Source organism: Rhizobium sp. Leaf306 (genome assembly GCF_001423425.1).
Lineage (GTDB): Bacteria > Pseudomonadota > Alphaproteobacteria > Rhizobiales > Rhizobiaceae > Neorhizobium > Neorhizobium soli.
Genome location: NZ_LMNX01000005.1, coordinates 1 through 24,448, shown reverse-complemented (window position 1 = coordinate 24,448; position 24,448 = coordinate 1). Strand labels below are relative to the sequence as shown.

Genomic DNA, 24,448 nt, shown 5'->3' with positions numbered 1-24,448 from the left:
GACGTGACGACAGATGACGTTCAAACTATTCACGCTTCTCCTGCAGGCGGCGGTGTCGACCATCGGCATCAGCCTGGTCTCGATTGCGATCGGATTCGTCATCGCGATCCTGCTTTCGGCCGCGACCCTGTCCGGCAAGACGATCTACTCGGCTCCTGCAAGACTGTTCGTCAGCTTCTTCCGCGGCGTGCCGCTGCTTGTCCAACTGCTGTTGATCTACACGCTGCTGCCGGCGATCGGCCTCAACGTGCCAAGCATCGTCGCGGCGATTATCGGCTTGTCGCTCTGCACCGCGGCCTATCAGGCGGAAAACCTGCGCGGCGGCTTCTCCAGCGTGCCGAAAGGGTTGATCGAGGCAGCTGAGGTGACGGGCTTCAATCCGCTTCAGATCTTTGCACGCATCCAGGTCCCGATCGCCCTGCGGTTGACGCTCCCGACGCTGGTCAACGAATCGATCATGATCCTCAAAGCATCGTCGCTCGTGTCGGTCGTGGGGATCATCGAGTTGACAAAGATGGCGCAGGATCTGGCCTCCAGCACCTACCAGCCGATCCCGATCTTCCTCAGTGCCGGACTGGTCTATTTCGTGATCTGCTCGACGATCGCTCTGCTCGGTCGATACGCGGAAAGATCCATGGCGAGGACTTCCGCATGATGTTCAATCCTCAGGTCATCATCGAAAAGCTGCCGGAACTCGGCAGCGGGCTGTTCGTCACGCTCCTGCTTTGGATCGCCGGCATTGCCGGTGGCGTCGTCATCGGCTTTCTCGTCGCAACCGCCCGCCGCTTCGGTGGATTTGCGACCAACGCAGTCCTGGGCTCCGTTGTCGAAGTGCTGCGCGGCACGCCCTTCCTGATCCAGATCTTTCTTCTCTACTACGGCGGTCCGTTCGTCGGCCTGATGCTGGATCCGATCCCCTGCGGCCTCATCGGTCTGACGGTCTATAGTGCCGCCTATTACAGCGAGATCTTCCGCGCCGGCTTTGCCGCCGTTCCTGTTGGCCATGTGGAAGCCGCCGGCTGCCTTGGCATGACGCGCCTGCAGACGATCCGCCGCATCCAGATCCCGGAAATGGCGCTGATCGTGTTGCCGCCGGCGGTCAACCTTTCGGTCATTCTGCTGAAGGAATCCGCCGTTCTGTCGATCATCACCGTGCCGGAACTGACGGCCACCGTCAGCGCCATCGGCTCGCAGCAATATGCCTATCTCGAGGCAATCTTCATCCTCGCTGTCGTCTACTGGGCACTTGTCGAGCTGACAGACCGGCTTGGCCGCGCCGCCGAATACCGGCTTTCCCGTTTGAGGTTTTCGAAAGCATGACCCTACCCGCCATCATCATCCGCAATCTGGTCAAGCGTTTCGGAGAGACGACCGTTCTGCAGGATATCAACCTCGAAATACCAGAGGGGAAGGTCTCCTGCCTGATCGGCCCTTCCGGCTCGGGCAAGAGCACGCTTTTGCGATGCCTGGCCTTTCTGGAGGAATCAACCAGCGGCATGATCACCATCAACGGCGAGGCGCTGGGCTTTTTCGAAAAGCCCGATGGCAAGCGCGAACGCCTGCCCCCGGCGCAGATCCGCGCTGTCCGCGCGCAAACCGGCATGGTCTTCCAGCAGTTCAATCTCTGGCCGCACATGACGGCGCTCGGCAATGTCAGCGAAGCCCTGAAGATCGTCAGGAAGCTGTCGAAGGCAGACGCCGAGGAAAAGGCCATGGCACAGCTGCGCAAGGTTGGCCTGGAAAACCGCGCCGGCCATTACCCGTCGCAATTGTCCGGCGGTCAGCAGCAGCGCGTCGCCATCGCCCGCGCCCTGGCACTCGAGCCGAAGATCATGCTGTTTGACGAAGCGACATCAGCGCTTGACCCGGAACTGACGGGCGAAGTGCTGAAAGTGATGCGGGATCTGGCCGATGAAGGCATGACCATGGTCGTCGTGACCCACGAAATTGGCTTTGCCGCAACCGTCGGCCAGCAGATCTCGTTTCTCGACCATGGCAAGCTGCTGTTTTCCGGCCCGCCCTCGGAGGTTTTTGCCAAACCCCGCCATCCGCGGCTCGACCAGTTCCTCGATACCTATCTCGACCGCGGCGCGAGCATGCTGATCTGACGAGCGGTCAGAACCGCCGGGTCGGGCGGTCAAGCACGGTGCGGCCCATCAGGCTGGCGGTGAGGTCCACCAGAAGCGTGGCGGTACGGCCCCGTTCATCGAGGAACGGGTTGAGCTCGACCAGATCGAGGCTGGTGACGAGACCGCTGTCATGCAGCATTTCCATCACCAGATGCGCTTCGCGGAACGTAGCGCCGCCCGGCACCGTGGTGCCGACGGCGGGAGCGACCGAAGGATCGAGAAAATCCACGTCGAGGCTGACATGCAGCAGACCGCCCGCGGCCTCGACCTTTTCGATAAAGGAGCGCAGCACGGCGCCCACGCCGTGTTCGTCGATCGCGCGCATGTCATGCACGGTGATGTCACTCTTGTTGATCGCGGAGCGCTCCTGCGGATCGACGCTGCGGATGCCGATCATGCAGACATTGGCCGGATCGACCGGATGCGACAGCGGCGGGAAATACCCTTCAAAGCCCGGTTGGCCCGTGAAATAGGCAACGGGAACGCCGTGCAGATTGCCGCTGCCGGTCGTTTCCAGCGTGTGGAAATCCGTGTGCGCATCGACCCAGAGAACGAACAGCGGTCGCTGCTTTTCGGACGCGGTGCGTGCCAGGCCCGCAACAATTCCGGCCGACATCGCATGATCGCCGCCGAGAAAGATCGGCATGCCCTCGGCACTTTCGCGGTGGGCGATCTTGGTCAGCAGTTCGACCCAGGCGACGATCTGAGGCAGGCGGCGAACCGCCGGGTTGGGATGGGTGATATCAGAGACCGGCGGCAGCGCCAGATTGCCGAGATCGCTCACCTGATGCCCGAGGTCGGCGAGCGCGCCGGCAAGGCCTGCGGTGCGCAACGCACTCGGCCCCATCTCGCAACCGAGCTGGGATGCTCCATCCTGAAGGGGAACGCCGATGAGTTTGCAATGCATGCTGTTTTTCCGTCGCTGACCGAATCTTGGGGCTCAAGACCTACCACGGAACGCGGCCGATAGGCAGCAGCCAGCCTCACCCTTAAGAAAATCGGGCGGAGGAAGGAGCGGGTACATGATATCCCGCTCCGTCCGATGTCAGAGTGCTGCGCGCTTGTCGTGTTTGGCGAGGCGTGCGAGCAGATAATCGACTTCTGCCTTGGCGGCCGATGTCAACATCTGGGCCGGCTTGCGCTGCGCATCGGAGGCAATCACGCCGCGGCGCTTGAGCACGTGCTTTCGCACGGCAAGACCGATGCCAAGCTGCTGCTCATAGCGGATCAGCGGCAGATGCGCGTCGAACAGATCATGCGCCTCGTCGCGCTTGCCGGCAGCAAACAGCTCGACCAGCTCGGTCAGCATATCCGGGAAGCCATAACCCGTCATTGCGCCGTCAGCGCCGCGCTCCGGCTCGAAATCGAGGAACATGCCGCCATTGCCGCAGAGAATGGAGAACGGCCGCAACTCTCCGGCCTTCTGCATCGCGCGCAGCCTGGAAATCTTTTCAAGACCCGGCCAGTCCTCATGCTTCAGCATCAGGCAGGAGGGATGGTTGGTGATGATCTTGGCGACCACGCTGGTTGCGATCACCGTGTTGAGCGTCAGCGGATAGTCCTGCAGCACCCATGGCACGTCTTCACCAACCGCTTCCACGGCGCCTGCAAAATAATTGATGGTCTGGTCGTCGGTCTTGGCGCCCTGCCCCGGCGCGATCATCACGCCTGCGGCACCCATGTCCATGGAGGAGCGAGCGAGCGACCGCATGGCGGCGAAACCGGGCGCCGACACGCCGACGATGATCGGCACCTTGGCACGGGAAACCACCCGCTTGATGATCGCCCGGCTTTCATCCGCCTCCAGCTTCGGCGCCTCTCCCATGATGCCGAGAATGGTAATGCCGGTGCAGCCGCTCTCCTCATAGAAATCGGTCAGCCGATCGACGGAATCGAAATCGATCGAACCATCCTCATGAAACGGTGTCGCGGCAATGGCGTAAACGCCCTTGGTTTCGGCATTGAATGTCATGAAATCTCCTCTCAGTATCGAACGAGCTGCAGGGTAATTCGCGTCAGGACCTCCGGTAATAGCAAAGGCCTGTCCGACTCCGGCTGTTCGACCGGTATCATGATGTGGACGAAGAACACCATGCCCGCCATTCCGATCGGCGGAGTTACGGTTTCAAGCCGTCCTCCGTCACCGATCTCAAAGCGAATCAGACCCGTTTGCCACCCTGGGCAACGAGACGTCCACCCTTGAACACACGCCTGTTGCCGGGGAAAGCAACGACCGCTTCCGGAATATTGGCAGCCGAAAGCGTCACGAAATCGGCTTTCGCGCCAATCTCGATACCATAGGACTCGATCCGCAGCGCCTTGGCGCTTTCAGACGTGACGATATCGAACACTGCCTTCAGGTCCTCGTCGGTATAGAAGCCCGAGCGATAGCCGATGATTTCCGCCCGGTGCAGCATGTCGCCATCGCCATAGGGCCACCAGCTGTCGCGAATATTGTCGCTGCCGCTGAACACGGTGACGCCTTCTCGCCGCAACAGAGCGACCGGCGGGAAATTGTGGTTGCCCGGCGCATTGGTCATGATCGAAACGCCGCTTTTCGCAATCGTTGCGGCAATTTTGCGCGCCGCATCAGCGCCGAGATCCCCAAGCCCATAGGCATGGCTGATCGCGACATGGCCCTGCATGCCGAGCGCCACCGTGCGGGCGCAGATTTCCTCGATGGTAAACGCGCCCATGCTGCCGGCATCGTGGAGGTGAATGTCGATATCGACGCCGTGCTTTTCGGCAACGCCGAAGACCACATCGAGATGGCCGGTGACGTCACGGTCGAAACTGGCCGGATCGAGACCGCCGACCAGATCGGCACCAAGCCCGATGGCCTCGTCCAGCAGCGCCGGTGTGCCGGGGCTCCTGAGGATGCCGCTCTGCGGAAAAGCCACCAGCTGGAGATCGATGAGATCCCTATAGTCCTCGCGAACCGCCAGGACCGTCTCCAGCGATTTCAGCCCGACCGAACCATCGACCATCACGTGGCTGCGCATGGAAAGCGTGCCATTGGCGATGCAGAGATCGAGCTGATCGCGGGCCCGCTTGTCCATCGGCGCCGCGGCGGCCATGTTCTCCGCCTGGAAGGTGACCCGCTCCTGCACGTCGAAACCGTTGGTGCAGGGCCGATGCGGCATCCATTTATCGCCGTAGAAGCTCGTATCCAAATGGATGTGCCCTTCGACAAAACCCGGAACCAGCAACTCGCCGCCGATGTCGATGACCTCGGCAGAAGGAGTAACCGAGCCTGCTGCTTCAATCGCAGATATCCGCCCCGACTCGACGTGAATATCGCGCAGAACGCCCTCCGCCAGCCTGGCATTGGTGAAAACCGTCGTGCTTTTGGTCATGGGCTTCCTCAAATTCTAGCATCGTTTACAGCGTCAGGTCGGCGGCAACCCCCTGGTTTATACGGCTTATTGCCCGCTATGCGACCAATATCCGATCAAGATAACGGAGTTAGGTGTCGCGGCAGGCTTGCTCGCCAGAGATATCAATGCTTAAGATACTTTGCGTAGTCGGTGGCAAGAAAATTTGGCGTTGATACGGGCCGGGCATCACGGTGTTCATGGTGCTGGGGTTGATAGTGAAGCGGTGGCGCTATAGTTTGCCCATCGCAATTTCGCGGATTACATAGGAAACAGGTTTCTCATGGCGACAGGTACGGTTAAATTCTTCAACGACGACAAGGGCTTCGGCTTCATCACGCCTGAGAATGGCGGCCAGGACGTGTTCGTTCACGTTTCTGCTCTGCAGCGCGGCGGCTCGCTTCGCGAAGGTGACAAGGTCAGCTTCGAAGTCGGACAGGATCGCAAGACCGGTAAATCGAAGGCTGAAAACGTCTCGGTTCTCTAAGCGACGATAAAAAGCGCCTAGCCTGCTTTAGGGTGGGCTAGGCACATTCTGCGGGTTAATCCATCGGTTGTGCCGCCAAATATGGCTGGAAACCGAACCAAGTCTCACCGGTTCATTCGGCTGAGATCCAGTGCACGGTTGCGAATGATCGCCTCCATCGCGAAAAAGCCCGTCACCGTCGCGAGATCGAAATTCGTGATGAGCTTCTGATAAAATGCGTCATACCCTGATATTCCGCGGGTCACGACCTTGATCAGATAATCCCAATCTCCCCCGATCCTGTAAAAGTCGATCACCTCCGGCAGGCGATCGACATGCCTGCGAAAATCGTCAGCCCATTCCTTGGAATGGTGGCGTGTGCGAATCATCACAATGACCGTCAGATCGAAGCCCAGCAGGTCGAGATCGATCTCGGATCGGGCATTGCCGATGATCCCGCTTGCCTGCAGACGCTGCAGCCTGCGCCAGCATGCATTTTGCGAAAGTCCGACATGCTCTGCCAAATCACGCTGCGACAAGGCCGAGTTGCGTTGCAGGCTCGTGAGGATTCGTAGATCGATTTCATCGAAATTCAGGTCTTTCTCGATCATGTGACACAGTTCCTGGCATAATCAGCGCAAATACGGTGAAGAATTCAGACCCTGCTTCAGTTTATAATCGCAGTCAACTCGTCAAGGAGATCGACAATGCGCCAGCTGGCTGACTGCATGCCACGAACCGAACCCGAAACTGCTCTTCAGGGATTTCGTCGCAGTCTGGCTGTCGCAGATCCGATTGCAGCACTGACCTCGGGAATGATTGGCGCATCCGCCAAGGTGGACGGGCCATACGGCCTGAAGGATGTCATCTACGCCGATTATGTGGCGTCAGGACGGGCGCTCCGGCAGGTGGAAACCTTCGTTCTTGAAGAGGTCCTGCCTTATTATGCCAACAGCCATACGGAAGCGTCCTTTTGCGGAGCGATGATGACCCGCATGCGCCGTGAAGCGCGTGCCACTATCGCCGAATGCTGTGGCGCCGACAGCCGCCACGCGGTGATCTTTGCCGGATCCGGTGCAACGGCCGGCATTAACCGCCTGGTCAAGTTGCTCGGCGTCGAGGATGCGGTCACTACCGGCAAACCCGCCCGCGTCATCATCGGCCCCTACGAGCATCATTCGAACATCCTCCCCTGGCGGGAAAGCGGCGCTGAGATCATCGAAATTCAGGAAGGTTGCGATGGAGGCCCTGACCTCATCCTCCTGGAAAAGGCTCTTAAGGACAGCAGGGACGTTCTGACGATCTGCTCGTTTTCGGCCGCATCGAACATCACCGGTATCCTGACGGATATCGAAGCGGTCACCCGGCTCGCAAAATCGGCAGGCGCAAAGATCCTCTGGGATTTCGCCGGCGCAGCTCCCTATATCCCAATCACGATGACACCGGCTGAAGGCGCCGAGATCGACGCCATCGTCGTATCGCCCCATAAATTCCTCGGTGGCCCCGGTGCCTCCGGTATCCTCGTGGTCAGACGCGATGCAGTCGTCACTACAAAACCCTCTTGGCCAGGCGGCGGCACCGTCAAATTCGTCTCCCCGACGGGCCACGATTACAGCGACAATATCGAAGCGCGCGAAGAAGCCGGAACCCCCAACGTCATCGGCGATATCCGCGCTGCACTCGCCTTCTTGGTCAAGCACGCAATCGGCCTCGAGAGAATTGCGAGCCTGAACGAGAATTTCACCGCGCGCGCATTCGAGGCTTGGCAGGGCATTCCCCAGATCGAGCTGTTGGGCTCGATGAGCATGTCGAGACTGCCGATCTTTTCGTTTCGCATCAGGGATGGAAAGGGTGGCTATGTGCATCAGCAGCTGATCACCCGCATGCTTTCCGATCGCTTCGGCATACAGGCACGCGGCGGCTGCGCCTGCGCCGGCCCCTATGTCCACCGGCTTCTGTCGATCGATGACGAGCATTCGGAGCGGATCAGGCAATCGATCCGGAACGGCAACGAAATCGAGAAACCGGGTTTCACCCGGCTCAATCTGAGCGTTCTCCATTCCGAGGAAAAAATCAGGTTCATCCTTGAAGCGGTGATCCAACTCGCCCGGGATGCCCCTTCCCATACAGCGTCATACATGGTCGATCGCAGCCGGGCGATATTCTCGCCCCTCGCTCAACCGTTGGAGGCGACGGCATAGGCTTTTGCCAAACGCCTCGCGTTTGGCGTGCCCACCCGGCCGCCTTGCGGGTACGACCCCCGTGACATAGCGCAACCTACCAGCGGAGGATGACGCTTTCGTGCTCAAGTTGATCAGGCGCTGGTCATGATTCCTGGCTCCGAGGGTGAGGCGAACTCATTAAGAGTTTCGCGGAAAGCGCGCGTACCGTCAGATCAGCCTTTGCAACGTCAGCGCGATCGGGCCCTTCGCGCGCGCGTTTTTCTTTTTTGAAAACCATTTGACTAAATACGTGAGCGCTGACACACTTTCGTCATTCGGAGACATTCGAAATGGCGCTGCGCGGTACCAACCAGGAATCGGGAAGGCCCTACAACAGACGGATCGTCTTGGAAGCGATCCGCCTGACTGGTCCGACGACGCGTGGCGAAATTGCGGAACGGGTTCACCTCACCGTACAGACTGTCTCCACCATTGTCCGGGAACTCGAAGAACAAGAGCTCATCGTCTCGGTGCGCGAAAAGCCTCGGGGCCGCGGTATTCCGCCCTCGAAGCTGACCGTCAATCCGGAGGGTGGGCATGCGGTCGGCATTCACCTGACGCCGCTTGGCATCGACGTTGCCTTGGTCAATCTGCGCGGTGATGTCGTCGAGAGCCGCCACCGCAGCGCGTCCAACCCGAAACCGGACGAAGCCTTCGCTCTGATTGGCGAGATGGTGGACGAACTCAAGGCAAGCCCATGCCGCGGCCGCCTGCTGGGCGTCGGACTGGCTTTGCCCGGGCCGTTCGACGTGGAATCCATCAGCTTCGTTGGCCCGACAACGATGACCGGCTGGAAAGACGTCGACATCAATTCCCGCCTCACAGAGGCGACAGGTCTGCCGGCCTTTATGGAAAACGACATGGCGGCAGCGGCGCTCGGCGAGCAGCTCTACGGTCTCGGCCAACAGATTTCGGATTACTATTACCTGTTCTTCGGCGTCGGCCTTGGCGGCGCGATGATGCATGACGGGACAGTGATGCGCGGCGCCTGGGGCAATGCCGGCGAAATCGGCCATATCCCCGCCGTTCCGGATGGCGAGCCCTGCCCCTGCGGCAACAATGGCTGCCTTGAGCGCTATCTTTCGCTCGAGGCCTTCACGCGGCGCGGCCTGCCCGAGGCCGAATGGGTCCGCGAGATCGCGCCGATCTTTCGCAATGCCATCCGCACGATCGAAAACCTTTTCGATCCAGAGACTGTCGTGCTCGGTGGCCTGGCGCCGCAGTCTTTGATCGAGCAGCTTGCCGCACTGGCCGACGGCCTGAGCAATTCGGTTTCCGCCCGCACCAACCGCCCGCATCCACGTGTCATCGTCGCCAGTGACTGCCAGCATTCGGCACTCCGAGGCGCAGCCGCGCTAGCCGTTTTCGGCGTCCTGTCGCCGCGCTTCGGCCAGATGTTCGAGACTTCAGAGAAGGGGACTGTCGAATGACCGAAAAACTGCTTGTCCTGAATGATATCCGCAAGAATTTCGGCGCGATCGAAGCGCTCAAGGGCATCAGTTTCTCGATCGGAAAGGGAGAAGTGGTCGCCCTTCTTGGCGACAACGGCGCAGGCAAGTCCACGCTTGTGAAGATCATCTCGGGTGGTCTGCAACCCACGTCAGGTCAGATGCTCTTCGAAGGCGAAGAGTTCGAGGCAAAGACGCCTGCCGAGGCCAAGGCAGCCGGCATCGAGACGGTCTACCAGGACCTGTCTCTCTGCACCAATGTGGACGTCGTCGCCAATTTCTTCATGGGCCGCGAGATCACCCGCAAGATCGCGGGCATCCCCTTCCTCGATGAGCGTGCGATGGAGGAAATCACGACCAAGGCACTGACCAGTGCCGGCACCCGCATTCCCTCCATGCGCACCAAGGTCGAGCATCTGTCCGGCGGCCAGCGGCAGGCGATCGAGCTCAACCGTTTTGCCCATTGGGGTGGCAAGCTCCTCTTGCTGGACGAGCCGTTCGCCGCACTTGGGGTCGAACAGACGCGGCGGGGATTGGACATGATCCGCCATGTCGCCAGCCAGGGCATCGGTGTCGTCATCATCACCCACATCATGCAGCAGGCCTTTCAGGTCGCAGACCGCATCGTCGTCATCCGCCACGGCGTCGTCGCCGGCGATGTCGACAGAACCAAGACAAGCCCGGATGCAGTGATCGAAATGATCACAGGGCAAACCCTCACCGGCGCCGGACCGGTGGGCAAACAATGACAAGGGGTCCGGCGTAAAACTGGAGAGAACGATCATGAGACGAATAATGCTAAGCTTGCTGAGCGTTTTGGTGCTCGGCCTTTCAATGCTCACAACGGCGGCCGCACAGTCCAAGGGTACGGTCTATTATCTTGTGCCGACACTGCTCGACGAATTCCAGACAGGCTCGGTCAGCGCCTTGGAAATGTTTCTGAAGCAGACCGGCTACGAGATGAAAACCCTTAACGCCGACAACAAGACAGACGCACAGCAGTCGCAGATGAACGACGTCATCGCCTTGAAGCCGGCGGCGATCATCCTCGCCGCTGTCGACTTCAACGCATTGAAACCATCCATCGAGGCAGCCCGTGCGGCCGGTATTCCGGTCGTCGAGTTCGACCGTCAGGTCACCTCGACCGTGTCAGACTTCACCTCGGTCGCCGGGACGATCGAGATCGGCCATGTTGCCGCGCAACAGGCTGAAGCGATGCTCAAGGCCAAGAATGGCGACGTGAAGGGCAAGATCCTGCAGGTTCTGGGCGACCCTGGCGATCCCTACACGCTCGATATCCAGAAGGGCTTCGAAGAGAAGATGAAGGCCTTCCCGAAGGTGACCATCATCTCTGTGCCCGCCATGCAGTGGGAAGCCAGCAATGCAGGGACGATCGTCTCCGATCAGATGCTGGCCAATCCCGATATCAACCTGATCTTCCTGCATGCAGCCCATCTTTCGGTTGCAGCCGTCGCCTCTTTGGAATCAGCCGGCAAGAAGCCAAGTGACGTGATGATGATGAGCTCGAACGGCGCTCCCGTCGGCCTTGATCTGATCCGCAAGGGCTGGCTCAATACCGAAGTCGAGCAACCGCTTTATGCCCAGGCGGCAGCCATTGCCATGTTCATGGACAAGATCGTCGGCAAGCAGGAAATCAAGGCCGGCGACTATGACGTGCTTGGCCTGAAAGGGGTCGTGACGAAGGAAGCCTGGGGGCCGAACATCAAGATCCCGGGTGCGGCGATCACCAAGGAGAATGTCGACAACCCGGCCTTCTGGGGCAACATGAAAGCGCCGACAGCCTCGATCAAATCCGTCGAATAACAACCCTTCATCCGGGGTTGAAAGACCCCGGACTCCTTCCCTCAAGTCCGGATTTGCCGCATGACGCCCCGTACGCGCAAAAGTCTAGAATCTGTACTCGATAACCTCGTCTGGTTCATGCTCATCGTCGTGCTTGCCCTGTTTTCGGCCCTGATCCCGAACTATTTCCAGATCGGCATTTTCACAAACATCATCGAAGCGTCGAGCGTGCTTGGCGTGATGTCGATCGGCCTGGCTCTGGTGATCATCGCCGGCCATATGGACCTTTCGGTAGAATCCGTTGCCGCTTTGGCGGCCATGGCGGTCGGCATCCTTTTCTGCTCGGCAGGGATCGGCATGGGGATCAAGCTCTCACCGCAATGGCTGATGATCCCAGCGTCACTGCTCGTTGCCTGCGGGATCGGCGCATTGATCGGTCTCTTCAACGGCTTCCTTGTCGTGAAACTGAAGATGAGCGCCTTCATCATCACGCTTGCCTCCTTCATTTGGGTGCGCGGCATCGTGCTGGCGGTTTCCGGCGGACGCTCCGCCCAGGATCTGGATCCGGCCATCCGCTGGTTCGCTATTGAGCGTGTGGCTGGCATTCCGCTGTCAGCCTGGATTGCGATCGCCTGTTTCGTGGTCTTTTCGGTGCTGATGGCCAAGACGCCATTCGGCCGGCACCTGGTAATGATCGGCGGGAACGAGACCGCCGCTTACCGCGCCGGCATTCGCGTCACCCGCAACCTGATCATCGCCTTTGTACTGGCAGGCGCCATCGCCGGCCTGGCTGGGTGGCTGCTTGCCATACGCACATCAGGCGCCACGGCAAACCTCGGCGTTGGGCTGCTGTTCAACGCCTTTGCGGCAGTCGTCATCGGTGGTGTCAGCCTCAAGGGCGGTGTCGGTGCGCTGCCCGGCGTCTACGCCGGAGTGCTGCTCCTCTCGTCCATCAACACCGCCATTAACCTGATGGGCCTGCCGGCAAACTATACCCAGGTCATCCACGGCTTCCTGGTGCTTGCAGCGGTTCTACTCGATACGTTCAAACAAAGGCTCCGCCAGAGGCTCGCATGACAGACAGATTGAAAGACAAAGTGGCGCTGGTCATCGGTGCATCACGCGGCATCGGCAAGGCAATCGCCGTCCGCTTCCAGGAGGAAGGCGCAAAGCTGGTGCTGGCTGATTCCGAGGCCGACGACGGCAAGGCGGCAGCCGATGATCTCGGCATCGACTTCGTCCACACCGACATCTCGAAGATGGAAGACGCCGTTGCCGCGGTCGAATTCACACTCGAACGTCACGGGCGGCTCGACATCATCGTCCAGAACGCCGGCATCTATCCGTGGCAGCTCATCGAGAATACGTCTCCGGAAGACTGGGACAGCGTGATGGGGGTCAATCTGCGTGGATGCTTCAACGCCGCACGCGCCGCGCTGACGCCGATGAAAAAGCAGGGCTCGGGGCGTATCCTGTTTACGTCATCCATCACCGGCCCGCATGTTACAAGCCCGGGCCACGGCCACTACGCGGCGAGCAAGGCTGGCATCAACGGCTTCATTCGCTCAGCGGCGCTGGAGTTCTCGTCCTATGGCATCAATGTCAATGGCGTCGAGCCCGGCAACATATTGACGGAAGCGATCCAGCTGCACCGTAGCGCCGCCTTCATCAAGAACATGGAGGACGCAATTCCGCTCGCCCGCCTCGGCTCGCCGCGCGACGTTGCCAATGCCTTCCTGTTTCTCGCCTCCGACGATGCGAGCTATGTGACCGGCACCACCATCGTCGTCGATGGCGGGCAGCTCCTGCCGGAAGGCGCGGACTTCAGGCTCCTGCCATCCTGATCATTTCCAGCATCCGGGACCAGCTCTGTGTCGATCGTCGACGACCTAACTGTCATCCGTTTGCCGACGGGATGCGGGAAACCTCGGCCAAGGCAGAGCGGGTCGCCTGATGATGTCGCCTTTGCCGATAGGCATGGAACTGCGTATCGGCAATAACACCCACCAGAATGACCGCACCCATGACCGCGAAATTGAGCGAAGAGGGAATGCCGAGCAGGTTGACGAGGTTCTGGAGGACCTGAAGCAACACGACCCCGAGCACTACCCCGACGATCGAGCCTTCCCCACCCCGCAGGGAAAATCCGCCGAGGACCGCAGCCGCGATGGCATAGAGCTCGTAGAAATTCCCATGCGCCGAGGGCTGGACGGACTTGGTGTACATGGCGAAGAAAATGGCCGAGACGCCTGTCAGAAAGGCACAGAGAACATAGGCCGTGACGATCACGCGCTTTGTATTGATCCCGCAATAACGAGCCGCCTCCTCGTTCTTTCCGACGGCCAGAAGATGCCGTCCGAAAACGGTTCGGTGCAGGAGAAACCATGCAAGCACCGCAAACACGGCAAAAGCCATGACGGAATGGGGAACGCCCGCTGTTCGTCCGACGAACAGATATTCGAGCATGGGAAGATCCGTCCCGAAGGTAAAGCCGGCCGTCCCGTCCCTCGTATAGAAGCGCGCTATGCCTCGGTAGATCAGCAGACCGCACAGTGTGACGACGAAGGGCTGCAGCTTGAGCCGTGTAATGAGCCAGCCATGCAACAATCCGATCACAACCGACAGGACAAGCACGATCGCAAAGGCGACAGGCCAGGGAACGCCATGCGAGGCGATCAGGTCGATGAAGATGACGCCGAGAAGGGCGATGACGGAGCCGATCGAAAGCTCGATCCCTGCGGTGACGATGACGAAGGCCTCGGCAATCGAAAACAGCCCGAACAGTCCAATCAGATTGGCTGTGTTGGCAAGATTGACCGGTGAAATGAAACGCGGATTGACCAGTGTCACGATGGCGCCCACGGTCAGAACGAGGACGGCAAGGCCGATGTCTTTCTTGTGCATGCCAATCTCCTATCCGACCGCCAGACTGAGGATCGCTTCTTCGGACAGATCCGCCCGCGACAGGATGCCGGCAATGGCCCCGCGCCGCATCACCGCCACGCGCGTCGAGACACCGATGACTTCCTCCATATCGGACGAGATCATCAGCACCGCGGCTCCGCCCTCCGCGAGATCGCGCATGAGGCGGTAAACCTCAGCCTTCGCTCCGACATCGATGCCTCTCGTCGGCTCGTCGAGAATGATGAGCCTGGGATCGAGACCGAGCCACTTTGCCAGAACGACCTTCTGCTGGTTGCCGCCCGACAACTCGCTGACCGCACGGTCGAGCCGCGGCGCACGGATCGATAGCCGGCTGCGGGACCGATCAGCGATCTCCATTTCGGCCCCGCGATCGACGAAGCCAGCGGTCGCGATCGCCGAAAGGTTCGGCATCACCACGTTTTCAGAAAGAGAGAAGTCGAGGAACAGTCCCTCACCCTTGCGGTCTTCCGGCACCAAACAGATGCCGGCGGCGATTGCTGCAGGTACCGATCCGGATGCGACCGGCTTGTCGTTCATCTCGACACGGCCGCCCTGGACGGGATCGATGCCAAAGATCGCACGCGCAAGTTCCGTCCGGCCTGCGCCGACCAAACCGGCAAGCCCGAGAATTTCACCGCCTCGAACCTCGATATCGACCGGGGCCTGCGGATAGGCTTCGGTTCTGAGATTTCGTGTCCGAAGCACGACCGGCCCCTGCCTTACATGCGGGGGCGTGTAGAATTGCGTCACATCGCGGCCGATCATCAATCGCACCATGGCATCTCGATTGATGTTGCCGCTTTGGAGCTCCCCGGCATTTCGACCGTCCCTGAGCCCAACCACCCGGTCTCCGACGGCTTCGACTTCGGCAAGGCGATGGGTAATAAACAGGATGGCCACTCCATCTGCCCGCAACCGGCGCACCACATCGAGCAACCGTTGGGTTTCCGCAAGCGTAAGGCTCGATGTCGGTTCGTCGAGGATCAGAAGGCGGACATTGGTCGAGAGCGCCTTGGCGATTTCCATCAGCTGCTGGTCCGCCAGCGAAAGTTCCGAAGCCTGGGTGGATGGCTGAAAGCGAGCGCCCAGCATGTCGAGCAGTGGTTTCACCCGCCTAGCCATGGCCGCATGGTCGATAAAACCGAAGCGGCGGCTGCGCGGCTCACGGCCCAGGAGAACGTTGCCCGCCACATCGAGATTGAAAAATGGGTTCAGCTCCTGGTGCACGAATGCGATGCCACGGGCCAGGGCCTCGGCGGGTGTCAGATGGGACGCCGTTTCCCCATCGATGACGATCTCACCTTCATCGGGCGCGATCGTGCCCCCAAGCACCTTCATGAGCGTGGATTTTCCGGCACCGTTTTCGCCGATCAACCCGACAACTTCACCGCCCCGGATGCCGAGCGACACCTGATTGAGCGCCACAGCGCTTGGATAGAACTTGGTGATGCCGATGAGATCAAGAGATATGCGGGCGGCAGCTGTCATCTGGCGTGAACCTCGAATGCGTTGAGGGCCAGCGCGCAGCCCGAAAGATCCGCGCTGGCCGCGTCAAGGTGCGTATCACCCGCCCATCCGCGCCTTGAGTTGCTTCTCGAACGCATCGACATTCGCCTTGTCGATGACTTTGGTCGGCACGATGATCAATCCATCTGCCGGCACTTTCGACTTGTCGCCCTCCAGGTACGCCGCCATCAGCTTCATCCCCTGGTAGCCCCATTGATAGGGGTCCTGAACGACCGTGCCTGCAAACTGGCCTTGCCGCACGGCTCCGAGCGTGATCGGATCTTCATCGAAAGCGATGACCGTGATGTTCCCGAGCTTTCCGGCCGCTTTCAACGCTTCATAGATCTTCGGTGGATTGTAGGAATAAAAGCCCACCATGCAGGTGATGTCCGGATTTGCCGCGAGGACATCATCGACATTGGACCGCGCGCGGGCGAAATCGACGTCATCGCCCCGCACATCGACGAGTTCGATCGACTTGCCCTTCACGGCCTGGCGAAAACCGTCGATCCGCTCCCTGGCGTTATCAGCGCCAAGGAAGCCGACAAAACCCATACATTTACCACCCTTGGGCAACGCCTTGACCGCGATTTCCCCCGCCTGGATGCCGGCTTGGGTATTGGACGAACCCAGATAGGCGATGCGCTTCGACTGCGGCGCATCGCTGTCCGTCGTGAAGAGCGGAACCTGCGATGCGATGCGGTTGAAGGCATCGACGGAATTCTTCGGGTCAGCCGACGAGATCATGATTGCGTCGGTCCCCGCAGCCACGAGGTCATCCATCAGGGCGTTCTGCAGTGCAGCCGTGCCCTGCGTGGGATAACGGAACTGCAACTCGAAATCCGGAAGCTCGGTCTGCGCCGCCTTGACCCCTGCCTCAGCCAGCTTCCAGAAATCGGAAGCGGCATTGACAACGAAGGCGAGAGCCTTTTTCTCTGCAGCGACCGCTGGCATAGCCACCATGGTCGCCATGGCCACGAGGGCCGTGATCGTAGTCCTTTTCATCTTGTCCTCCCGCAACCCACTCCTCCAGGGCTGCTCTAGGTTGAAGGGCGACAACCGAGCGATGCAAAGCCTCAGCCCGGTTATCGGGTCCGTTTCAGCGTCTGCGCCATGGGCGCCACGGCGCCGTCAGTTGGTCTTGCAGAAGCCGGGATCTTCGGCGTTGCAGATGTCGAGGCCGGTAAACAGCGGATCATCCACCTTCTCGCCTTTGATCAGCTTGATCATCACGTCGGGTGCCTTGTAGCCCATCTCGAAGGGCCGCTGACCGACCTGCGCATGGCTGCGGCCCTCACGAAAGGCTTGGGTCTGCGGTGGCAGCGTATCCCCCGCCACGATCACCAGTTCCTTCGACTTCAGCTTGCTCATGACCTGGTCGGTGACCTGGGTATAGGCCTGTGGCGCGAACTGTGCCCACCCGCCGATCAGGATGAAGGCATCAAGCTTGGGATGGGCTGTAAAGACATCCGACATCTGCTGATTGGCGAGGTCCGCCTGGTCGTTGGTATAGACGGGGCATCCCTCGATTTCAGTCCAGCCGTTCTGTCCGCTCAGCCGCTTCACGTCCTTGGCTCCCGCAATCGTGTCACGGAAACCCTGGGCACGCGCATTGATGTTGGCGGCACCAACATTGCCGAGTTGCAGACACACCGTGCCACCCTTCGCCTTCAGCTTCTTCGTCTGCTCGGCCATCTTCACACCCATCAGATAATTGTCGGTGCCGAGATAGGTCTTGCGCAGATCATGGTCTTTCTCGAGGAAATCCGCATCGACGGTCATGACGGGAATTTGCGGCGCGATTTGGCGCACGCGGTTCGCCATGGCCGGCGCGTTCGACGGCGAGATTGCAATCGCTGCAACACCGCGCGTCAGCAGATCGTCGACAATCTGGACCTCACCCGCTTCGTCGGCCGAAGAGGCCGGTCCCGTATAGAGGCACTCGTATTCGCTCTTCGGATTTTCCGACAGCCACTTCTTGCAGCCCAGATTGATCTGTTCGAAGAACGGATTGTCGAGCCCTTTGACGACGATGGCGAGTGTCTTTTTGCTCTCCGCAGCGCTCTCGCCGGCCAGCAACATGAGAATAGGTATTGCAGTGAATGCCAAATATCTTGTTTTCATTGCCTTTCTCCTCCTCTAAATCGCCGGCGAAACCCTCCTGCTCAGCCGGGATACCAAATGATGCGCGGATCATTTTCTGAACGCCTGTAGCTCCAGGCATGCTCGACAAGTCCTTCAACATCGATTTCCGGTTGCCAGCCGAGAACCATCCGGGCCTTTGAATTGTCGAGCCAGTTGCTGTGAAACGGTGTCGGGATGTCGCGGCGCTGCCGATCGCCGGAAGCCTCCAGGATATCGGCCAGCGCGCCGTAGTCGACCGGCTGGTCCATGGCGACGTTGAACAGCTCTCCATACGCGGCCGGATTGTCCAGCGCGGCGATCATCGCGTTGACGAGATCATCGACATGAAGAAAGCTGCGCTTGAGATAGGCGCCGCGACCATCCCGCATGGCAGGTACGGCCCGGTTCTTCCTGAGCGCGTCGAGATCATCCGCTCCCATCATAGCCGACCACGGCGGCCCGCCGAACTGATCAGGACCGACCTCCATTGCGTAGCGGAAGTCGTCCTTTTCCATGATCCACGGAGCGCGAAGCGTGGTCCAGTTGAGACCCTCTTGGATCCCGAACTGTTCCACCATGGTCTCTTCCAGCACCTTGGTCAGGGCATAGACACCGCGATAGGCTCGCCTCGGCGACTGCTCCGTGATCGGTGCGCTGTAACCATGAAAAATGTGCCCAACGACACAATCACCGCTCAGCAGCATGAACTGCTGTTTCGCAGCCGAACGGCTGAAACCCTCCAGCAGGAGGTAGAGCCCCTTGAGAGCAACATCGATGGCCTGATCGGGCGTCTCTTTCACGGCAGCCAGGTGCAGCACATGCGTCACACCTTCGAGCGCCTTCCCGACAATCTGCGGATCTGCCATGGACCCCTTCACGACGGAGACACGGGGACCGGGTTCCAGGGCCCGGTTGTTGCAGAGCGCGACGACATTCCATTTCGCAAAGCGCGGATTGGAAAGGAAGGCGGGAAGGAAGGCTTGGCCCACCTTTCCGGCGGCGCCCGTCACGAGCAACCGCATCACCGCCCCCTTTTCGCTTTCAGGTTGAATAATTAATATTTGGTTATAATATTAAGTCAAGCATTATTGATACCTGTTTACGGGCGGGCAACGTGCAGGCTATGGTGCCGACAGAATGCCATCGTGGGATCAGCCGAGGGAGGGCGGAGCGTGTCACGGCTTTCATTGCATTCAATTTCAAAGAGTTACGGCGCAATACACGCGCTGTCGCATGTCAGTGTCACCGTCGAACCAGGGGAGGTTCTGGGACTGATGGGGGACAACGGCGCCGGCAAGACGACGCTTGTCAAAATTATCGCCGGCAACTTCCCACCATCGACAGGAGAGATCCGCGTCGATGACCAACCGGTGACCTTTCACAACCCACGCGACGCACAGCGACACGGCATCGAGGTCGTCTATCAGGACCTTGCGCTGTGCGACAATCTCTCGGCTGCCTCCAATGTCTTCCTGGGGCGAGAGACCATGCGCAGCCTCGGGCCGCTGCGCTACATCGACTATGCCAAGATGAACCGCGTCGCAGCGGAGCTGTTCCGGCAACTCAAATCGGAAACGAGACCACGCGATTTGGTGCGCCGCATGTCCGGTGGCCAGCGCCAGGCGGTTGCGATCGCCCGCACGCTGCTGTCCGAGCCCAAGATCGTCATCATGGACGAGCCGACCGCTGCAATCTCCGTCCGCCAGGTGGCCGAGGTTCTCGATGTCATTCGCAGGCTGCGTGATCACGGCATCAGTGTCATTCTCATCAGCCACCGCATGCCCGACGTCTTCGGTGTTTCGGACAAGATTGCGGTTTTGCGGCGCGGCGAACTCGTCGCCAGCAAACGCGCCGATCAGTCGTCGCCCGAAGAAGTGACAGGATTGATCACCGGCGCCATCGAAGCCGCTTGAAAGGAGATCGCCATGACCACATTGGATGACGTGATTGCCCGCAGCGAGCATCGAAGCTGGATCTCACGCGTATCGAGCCGGCAGCTGTTCTGGGTCTTTATCGCTGCGGTCCTTGCCTGCCTCGCGCTCAGCATTCTAACGGACAGCTTTGCAACGGAGCGCAATCTCTTCAATGTTGCGCGCAACTTCGCCTTCGTCGGCATCATCGCGATCGGAATGACGACCGTAATCGCCTCGGGCGGCATCGATCTGTCGGTGGGCTCAACCGTCGTGTTGAGTGCCATGGTGATCAGCGTCACCATGGAAGGTGGCATGCCCTTCCTCCTCGCCTTTCCTCTTGCGCTGCTTGCAGCCCTCCTTGTGGGCGTACTGAACGGCGTGCTTGTCGCCTATGCCGGAATGCCACCCTTCGTCGTCACCTTGGGCACTCTTTCGGCCGCTCGGTCCCTGGCCATGGTCCTGTCGGACAACAAGATGATCTGGAATTTCGGCCCCGACCACGACCTGTTGATCTGGGTCGGCGGCGGCTCGACGCTGGGCATACCCCACCCTCTTTACGTCCTCGCTGCACTAGCCCTTGTAATGTCGCTGGTCTTCAGGTGGACCCGATGGGGGCAGCATCTGCTTGCGATCGGCAGCAATGAGAACGCCGCCATCCTGACCGGCATCCCCGTGCGGCGCATGAAGGTGAGTATCTATGGCGTGTCGGCTCTCACCGCCGGGCTCGCCGGCGTTCTGATGGCTGGATGGCTCGGCAGCGTGACCACCAATCTCGGCCAAGGCATGGAGCTGACGGTGATTGCCGCGGCCGTCATCGGTGGTGCCAATCTGGCCGGTGGCGAAGGCAGTGCGCTCGGTGCCGTCGTTGGAGCACTGTTGATAGAAGTTATTCGCAACTCTCTGATCCTGCTCGGCATCTCGACATTCTGGCAAGGAATGTTCATAGGTACCTTCATTGTGGTTGCCGTAGCCTTCGACCGTGTCCGGCACTTTCGATCCTGACACGGCACCATACCCCGGAAACCACGGTGTCCGACATGGAGAATGCCTTGAAACCGACGATGATGGACGTGGCCGCGCTGGCAGGCGTATCTCAGGCGACCGTTTCCCTCATTCTCAATGGCAGTTCCGGCGCCCGGTTCACCGAAGCCACCCGCAAGCGGGTCTTCGGCGCGGCGGATCAGTTGGGCTATCGTCTCGCGAACAAGTCATCAGCCAGTTCCGGACCCGGCAGTGCGCCCGCCAACAAGGTAATCGTTTTTGCCGTCGACGAACTGACCACCGATCCATGGATGGCCCTTGCCTACGAAGGTGCCCGCGAAAAGGCACTCGAACTCGGGATTATCGTCACACTTGGCGTCTTCCGCAAAGGCGAGGACCCGGATGGCGGCATCTTTTCGATCTGTGACGGACAGGCACTTATCGGCTACATTTTCGGCACTATTTTGACCCGCAAGATCGATCCGCCAGAACCGCTTCTGAAGGTCCCCTCGGTGCTGGTCAACTGCTACGATCAAGAGCGTCGGCTTCCCTCTATCCTGCCGGGAGACGTCGCCGGCGGCCGGGCGGCGACGGAACGGCTGATCAGCGCCGGGCGCAAGCGGATAGCCCTGATCAACGGCCAGGAAGGTCTCGACAATCCGCGCGACCGCTTGCGCGGGTACAAGCAGGCTCTTGCCAGCAACGATCTCTCCTACGACCCCGACCTCGTGCACTATGGCAACTGGGAACCGCCGTCCGGATACGAAAAGACGCATGCGCTGATGAAGCTGAAGGATCCCCCGGACGGGATATTCTGCGCGAACGACCTCATGGCGCTCGGCTGTATCGAAGCGCTGAACGAACTCGGCAAGTCTGTCCCGGAGGATGTCTCCGTCGTCGGCTTCGACAACAGAGACATTGCCCAGTTCACGATGCCGCCGCTGACAACCTTCCATCTCCCGATGTTCGAGATGGGCGTGATGGCCGTCGAGCTGCTTTCCGATATGGCTGGCGGGCTGACCAGCAATCACGACCAGCTGAAGGTGGAGTGCCGACTGGTCGCGCGCAGTTCCGCCTGAGCTTAAACTGGCTGCTGAAAGGTTCGCGGCCAATAGAATGACTTGCTGAGCAGAAAGGACCGCCGGCGGGTCAGCCGATCCCGAGCTCCAATGCAGCATCTGTCGCCCTTCTGGCAAGTTCCTGAAAATGCGCCACCCGGCCGCTGGTTGACCTGAAACAGACGCCGACCTGACGGGTCTCACTCCAGCCCTCGAGTTCCAGAAGATGAACGTCCTCTGCGTTGCGGAACTCCGCCTGCGCGTAGAGTTCGGGAAACAGCGAGCAGCCCATGCCGATCGACACCATTTGTCGGATCGCGTCCAGGCTGGTACCGGCATAGTCGTCAATGACAGTCGCGCCGGACGCCTTCGCCAGTCGCTGAACGCTCTCGAGCAACTGGTGTCCGCTTCCAAGCGCCAGCAGGCGCTCGCCTTTCAGCTCTTGAACGGAGACAGCCCGACGTTTTGCAAGCCGATGATTAGCGGGAACGCCCAGCAGCAGCCGCTCCCTGCCGATCGGCACGAACATCAGGGACCGCTCGCCGAACAAGGGGCCGAGGCCACAGTCGAGCGTTCCTTCCGCAACAGCGGTTTCGATCGCCGCAGGACGATCTTCGACGATGTAGATCTTCAGATCGGGGTATTGTTTATGCAGGGACGGTAGGAACCTGGGCAGGAAATACGGCCCGAAAGTCGGCGGCGTGCCCAGCCTGATGACGCCGCCAAGCGCTGCGCTGTGCTTTGCGACGGTCTCGAGCAGATCGCCCACTGCGGCAAGCGCCACGCGGGCACCATGCACAAAACGTTCCCCGACCGGCGTGAGGAGAACCGTCGTCGACGTCCGCTCGAACAGCTGGACGCCCAGATTTTCTTCCACGATCCCCACTTGGACGGAGAGTGTTGGTTGCGAGACATGGCATTGCTTCGCGGCCTTTCCGAAATGACCGCATTCAGCAAGCGCGACGACGTATTCGAGTTGGCGAAGACTGGGGCGAAACGGCATGCTCAATAGTCGATCACTATCGAGACGATTTCAACAATCAATTGGCGCAATGACGATGGGATCGCCAGATCAGTCTTTGATCAAAGAGGAGGTCGAAGATGGAACTGGCTTCGACCTCGAAAGGCCATCGCGGCGCTCCGACTGAAACGCGCAAGCCCTCTTGATCACGATCCAGTTCCATCTGCTACCGCGGGTCCTGCGCCCGCGGTTTACTCCTTGTGCCCCTGTCCGGGCCCCTCTGGCGAGAGCTGCCGGTCCTCTCGCGATGTCGGACGCCGCATCCACCGTGAACGACCGGCTGGAGTGTTCACATGGACTTTGCATTCTTCTTTGCAGACTGGCTCGGCAAGCCCGTCTGGATGTGGCTCGGTTTCCTTTCGATCGTGACGACCCTGCTTGCCCTGGACCTCGGCGTTCTTCACCGCGACAACCGCGAGATTGGTGTCCGCGAGAGCCTGATCCTGTCTTCGATGTATATCGCGCTCGGTCTTGCGTTCGGCGGCTGGATCTGGTGGCAGCTCGGCGGTGAGCAGGGGATGAACTACCTAACGGGCTTCGTAGTCGAGAAAACGCTGGCGCTGGACAACGTCTTCGTGATCGCGCTCATCTTCTCTTTCTTCGCAGTGCCGCGCAAATACCAGCACCGCGTCCTCTTTTGGGGCGTGCTGGGTGTGATCGTTCTGCGCGCCATCATGATCGGACTTGGCGCGACGCTGGTTTCGAACTTTTCATGGGTCCTCTATCTCTTTGCCGCCTTCCTCGTCATCACCGGCATCAAGATGCTGTTGATCGGCGACAAGGAACCCGAGATCGGCAACAATCCCATTGTCGGCTTCATGCGGCGCAGGTTTAACGTCACGGAAGAGCATCACGGTCAGGATTTCTTCGTCAAGAAGCCCCATCCCACGACCGGCAAACTGGTCTGGTTCATGACGCCGCTGTTCATGGCGCTCGTCATGGTCGAAATCGCCGACGTGATCTTCGCGGTCGACTCTGTCCCTGCGATCTTTGCGATCACGACCGATCCGTTCATCGTCTACACGTCGAATGTGTTCGCGATCCTTGGTCTGCGCGCACTGTATTTCGCACTCGCCGCGATGATCCATCGCTTTCGATATCTGAAGCCGGCGCTCGCAATCGTGCTGATCTTCATCGGCTCGAAAATCTTCGTCGCTGACCTCCTGGGTCTCGAAAAGTTTCCCGCTTCACTCTCGCTCGGTATCACCTTCGCGATCATCGCCTCGGGCGTTATATGGAGCTTGGTGAAGACACGCGATACACGTGCCGGCAATACGGTCTAAGGGGCGGGACTGTTAGCCACAACACGCCCCAGCCTTGCAAGGCATCAATCGAGACAGCCGGAACGCTGGTAACAAACCGATCCCATCCTGCGTCACCCGTCTTTGGCAGACCCGTATCGGTCGTTAGTGCGCTTCGGTTAGGCCACAAACGCAAAACACCCGCAGCTTTCGCTACGGGTGTTTTTCAATAATGAT

24 protein-coding genes are annotated in these 24,448 nt (G+C 59.9%); 14 read left to right on the top strand and 10 right to left on the bottom strand.

The genetic code is table 11. The annotated features are described in order from the left end of the window. The first annotated feature begins 13 nt into the window (after positions 1-13). From ASG19_RS20710 to ASG19_RS20700, 3 genes are read left to right on the top strand one after another with little or no spacing between them, the layout of a single operon-like run. Positions 14-655: an amino acid ABC transporter permease gene (locus ASG19_RS20710; protein WP_062462075.1), complete on the top strand. Its 642-nt coding sequence runs from the start codon at positions 14-16 to the stop codon at positions 653-655. Further along, the gene (locus ASG19_RS20705; protein WP_062462072.1) at positions 652-1,320 is read left to right on the top strand and encodes an amino acid ABC transporter permease; all 669 of its coding nucleotides are present in this window, start codon (positions 652-654) and stop codon (positions 1,318-1,320) included. The genes ASG19_RS20710 and ASG19_RS20705 overlap by 4 nt, the downstream gene beginning before the upstream one ends. Continuing rightward, positions 1,317-2,108: an amino acid ABC transporter ATP-binding protein gene (locus ASG19_RS20700; RefSeq protein ID WP_062462069.1), complete on the top strand. Its 792-nt coding sequence runs from the start codon at positions 1,317-1,319 to the stop codon at positions 2,106-2,108. The genes ASG19_RS20705 and ASG19_RS20700 overlap by 4 nt, the downstream gene beginning before the upstream one ends. A gap of 7 nt (positions 2,109-2,115) precedes the next feature. Here the strand turns inward: ASG19_RS20700 and rocF are convergent, their stop codons facing one another. From rocF to ASG19_RS20685, 3 genes are all read right to left on the bottom strand, one after another. Further along, positions 2,116-3,036, bottom strand: coding sequence for an arginase (gene rocF, locus ASG19_RS20695; RefSeq protein WP_062462066.1), 921 nt, complete (start codon positions 3,034-3,036; stop codon positions 2,116-2,118). A 138-nt stretch (positions 3,037-3,174) separates the two neighbouring features. Next, positions 3,175-4,101 carry a dihydrodipicolinate synthase family protein gene (locus ASG19_RS20690; RefSeq protein ID WP_062462063.1) on the bottom strand — a complete coding sequence of 309 codons (927 nt, stop codon included), beginning with the start codon at positions 4,099-4,101 and terminating at the stop codon, positions 3,175-3,177. A gap of 187 nt (positions 4,102-4,288) precedes the next feature. Continuing rightward, a complete protein-coding gene (locus tag ASG19_RS20685) occupies positions 4,289-5,485 on the bottom strand; it encodes an amidohydrolase family protein (protein WP_062462059.1) in 1,197 nt (398 codons plus the stop codon). Positions 5,486-5,786: 301 nt separating this feature from the next. Between ASG19_RS20685 and ASG19_RS20680 the strand changes: the two genes are divergently transcribed. Beyond that, positions 5,787-5,990 carry a cold-shock protein gene (locus tag ASG19_RS20680; RefSeq protein ID WP_012760580.1) on the top strand — a complete coding sequence of 68 codons (204 nt, stop codon included), beginning with the start codon at positions 5,787-5,789 and terminating at the stop codon, positions 5,988-5,990. Between the two features lie 104 nt (positions 5,991-6,094). Here ASG19_RS20680 and ASG19_RS20675 read toward each other — a convergent pair whose 3' ends face one another. Next, positions 6,095-6,580 carry an Lrp/AsnC family transcriptional regulator gene (locus ASG19_RS20675; RefSeq protein WP_062462056.1) on the bottom strand — a complete coding sequence of 162 codons (486 nt, stop codon included), beginning with the start codon at positions 6,578-6,580 and terminating at the stop codon, positions 6,095-6,097. A gap of 96 nt (positions 6,581-6,676) precedes the next feature. Between ASG19_RS20675 and ASG19_RS20670 the strand changes: the two genes are divergently transcribed. The 6 genes from ASG19_RS20670 to ASG19_RS20645 all read left to right on the top strand — a co-directional run bounded on the left by ASG19_RS20670 (position 6,677) and on the right by ASG19_RS20645 (position 13,286). Further along, entirely contained in the window at positions 6,677-8,170 is a 1,494-nt protein-coding gene (locus ASG19_RS20670; protein ID WP_156466577.1) for an aminotransferase class V-fold PLP-dependent enzyme, read from the top strand. Between the two features lie 311 nt (positions 8,171-8,481). Then, complete coding sequence (locus ASG19_RS20665; protein WP_062462053.1) at positions 8,482-9,621, top strand: ROK family transcriptional regulator; 1,140 nt, start codon at positions 8,482-8,484, stop codon at positions 9,619-9,621. Continuing rightward, on the top strand, positions 9,618-10,388 hold the full coding sequence (locus tag ASG19_RS20660) for an ATP-binding cassette domain-containing protein (protein WP_062462050.1): 771 nt from the start codon (positions 9,618-9,620) through the stop codon (positions 10,386-10,388). The genes ASG19_RS20665 and ASG19_RS20660 overlap by 4 nt, the downstream gene beginning before the upstream one ends. Positions 10,389-10,422: 34 nt before the next feature. Continuing rightward, positions 10,423-11,463 (top strand): sugar ABC transporter substrate-binding protein, encoded by a 1,041-nt coding sequence (locus ASG19_RS20655; RefSeq protein ID WP_062462047.1) that lies wholly within the window; start codon positions 10,423-10,425, stop codon positions 11,461-11,463. Positions 11,464-11,523: 60 nt separating this feature from the next. Further along, the gene (locus tag ASG19_RS20650) at positions 11,524-12,519 is read left to right on the top strand and encodes an ABC transporter permease (RefSeq protein WP_062462043.1); all 996 of its coding nucleotides are present in this window, start codon (positions 11,524-11,526) and stop codon (positions 12,517-12,519) included. Continuing rightward, positions 12,516-13,286 (top strand): SDR family oxidoreductase, encoded by a 771-nt coding sequence (locus ASG19_RS20645; RefSeq protein ID WP_062462040.1) that lies wholly within the window; start codon positions 12,516-12,518, stop codon positions 13,284-13,286. Before ASG19_RS20650 ends, ASG19_RS20645 begins: the two co-directional genes overlap by 4 nt. A gap of 52 nt (positions 13,287-13,338) precedes the next feature. Here the strand turns inward: ASG19_RS20645 and ASG19_RS20640 are convergent, their stop codons facing one another. From ASG19_RS20640 to ASG19_RS20620, 5 genes are all read right to left on the bottom strand, one after another. Next, positions 13,339-14,346, bottom strand: a complete 1,008-nt coding sequence (locus ASG19_RS20640) for an ABC transporter permease (RefSeq protein ID WP_062462038.1) — start codon at positions 14,344-14,346, stop codon at positions 13,339-13,341. A 9-nt stretch (positions 14,347-14,355) separates the two neighbouring features. Beyond that, positions 14,356-15,855, bottom strand: coding sequence for a sugar ABC transporter ATP-binding protein (locus ASG19_RS20635; RefSeq protein ID WP_062462036.1), 1,500 nt, complete (start codon positions 15,853-15,855; stop codon positions 14,356-14,358). Positions 15,856-15,930: 75 nt separating this feature from the next. Then, positions 15,931-16,878, bottom strand: coding sequence for a sugar-binding protein (locus tag ASG19_RS20630; protein WP_062462593.1), 948 nt, complete (start codon positions 16,876-16,878; stop codon positions 15,931-15,933). A 126-nt stretch (positions 16,879-17,004) separates the two neighbouring features. Beyond that, on the bottom strand, positions 17,005-17,997 hold the full coding sequence (locus ASG19_RS20625; protein WP_092659140.1) for a sugar-binding protein: 993 nt from the start codon (positions 17,995-17,997) through the stop codon (positions 17,005-17,007). A gap of 41 nt (positions 17,998-18,038) precedes the next feature. Beyond that, the gene (locus ASG19_RS20620; protein ID WP_062462035.1) at positions 18,039-19,019 is read right to left on the bottom strand and encodes an NAD(P)-dependent oxidoreductase; all 981 of its coding nucleotides are present in this window, start codon (positions 19,017-19,019) and stop codon (positions 18,039-18,041) included. Positions 19,020-19,271: 252 nt separating this feature from the next. Here ASG19_RS20620 and ASG19_RS20615 point away from each other — a divergent pair, with 252 nt between their 5' ends. From ASG19_RS20615 to ASG19_RS20605, 3 genes are read left to right on the top strand one after another with little or no spacing between them, the layout of a single operon-like run. Beyond that, on the top strand, positions 19,272-19,910 hold the full coding sequence (locus tag ASG19_RS20615) for an ATP-binding cassette domain-containing protein (protein WP_244476247.1): 639 nt from the start codon (positions 19,272-19,274) through the stop codon (positions 19,908-19,910). 12 nt (positions 19,911-19,922) lie between these two features. Further along, positions 19,923-20,912 carry an ABC transporter permease gene (locus ASG19_RS20610; RefSeq protein ID WP_062462030.1) on the top strand — a complete coding sequence of 330 codons (990 nt, stop codon included), beginning with the start codon at positions 19,923-19,925 and terminating at the stop codon, positions 20,910-20,912. Between the two features lie 35 nt (positions 20,913-20,947). Further along, a complete protein-coding gene (locus ASG19_RS20605; protein ID WP_244476251.1) occupies positions 20,948-21,970 on the top strand; it encodes a LacI family DNA-binding transcriptional regulator in 1,023 nt (340 codons plus the stop codon). Between the two features lie 70 nt (positions 21,971-22,040). Here the strand turns inward: ASG19_RS20605 and ASG19_RS20600 are convergent, their stop codons facing one another. Beyond that, positions 22,041-22,952 carry a LysR substrate-binding domain-containing protein gene (locus tag ASG19_RS20600; protein WP_062462027.1) on the bottom strand — a complete coding sequence of 304 codons (912 nt, stop codon included), beginning with the start codon at positions 22,950-22,952 and terminating at the stop codon, positions 22,041-22,043. Positions 22,953-23,263: 311 nt separating this feature from the next. On the opposite strand from ASG19_RS20600, the gene ASG19_RS20595 reads away from it, so the two are divergent. Continuing rightward, on the top strand, positions 23,264-24,253 hold the full coding sequence (locus ASG19_RS20595; RefSeq protein WP_062462025.1) for a TerC family protein: 990 nt from the start codon (positions 23,264-23,266) through the stop codon (positions 24,251-24,253). The last annotated feature ends 195 nt before the right edge of the window (positions 24,254-24,448 follow it).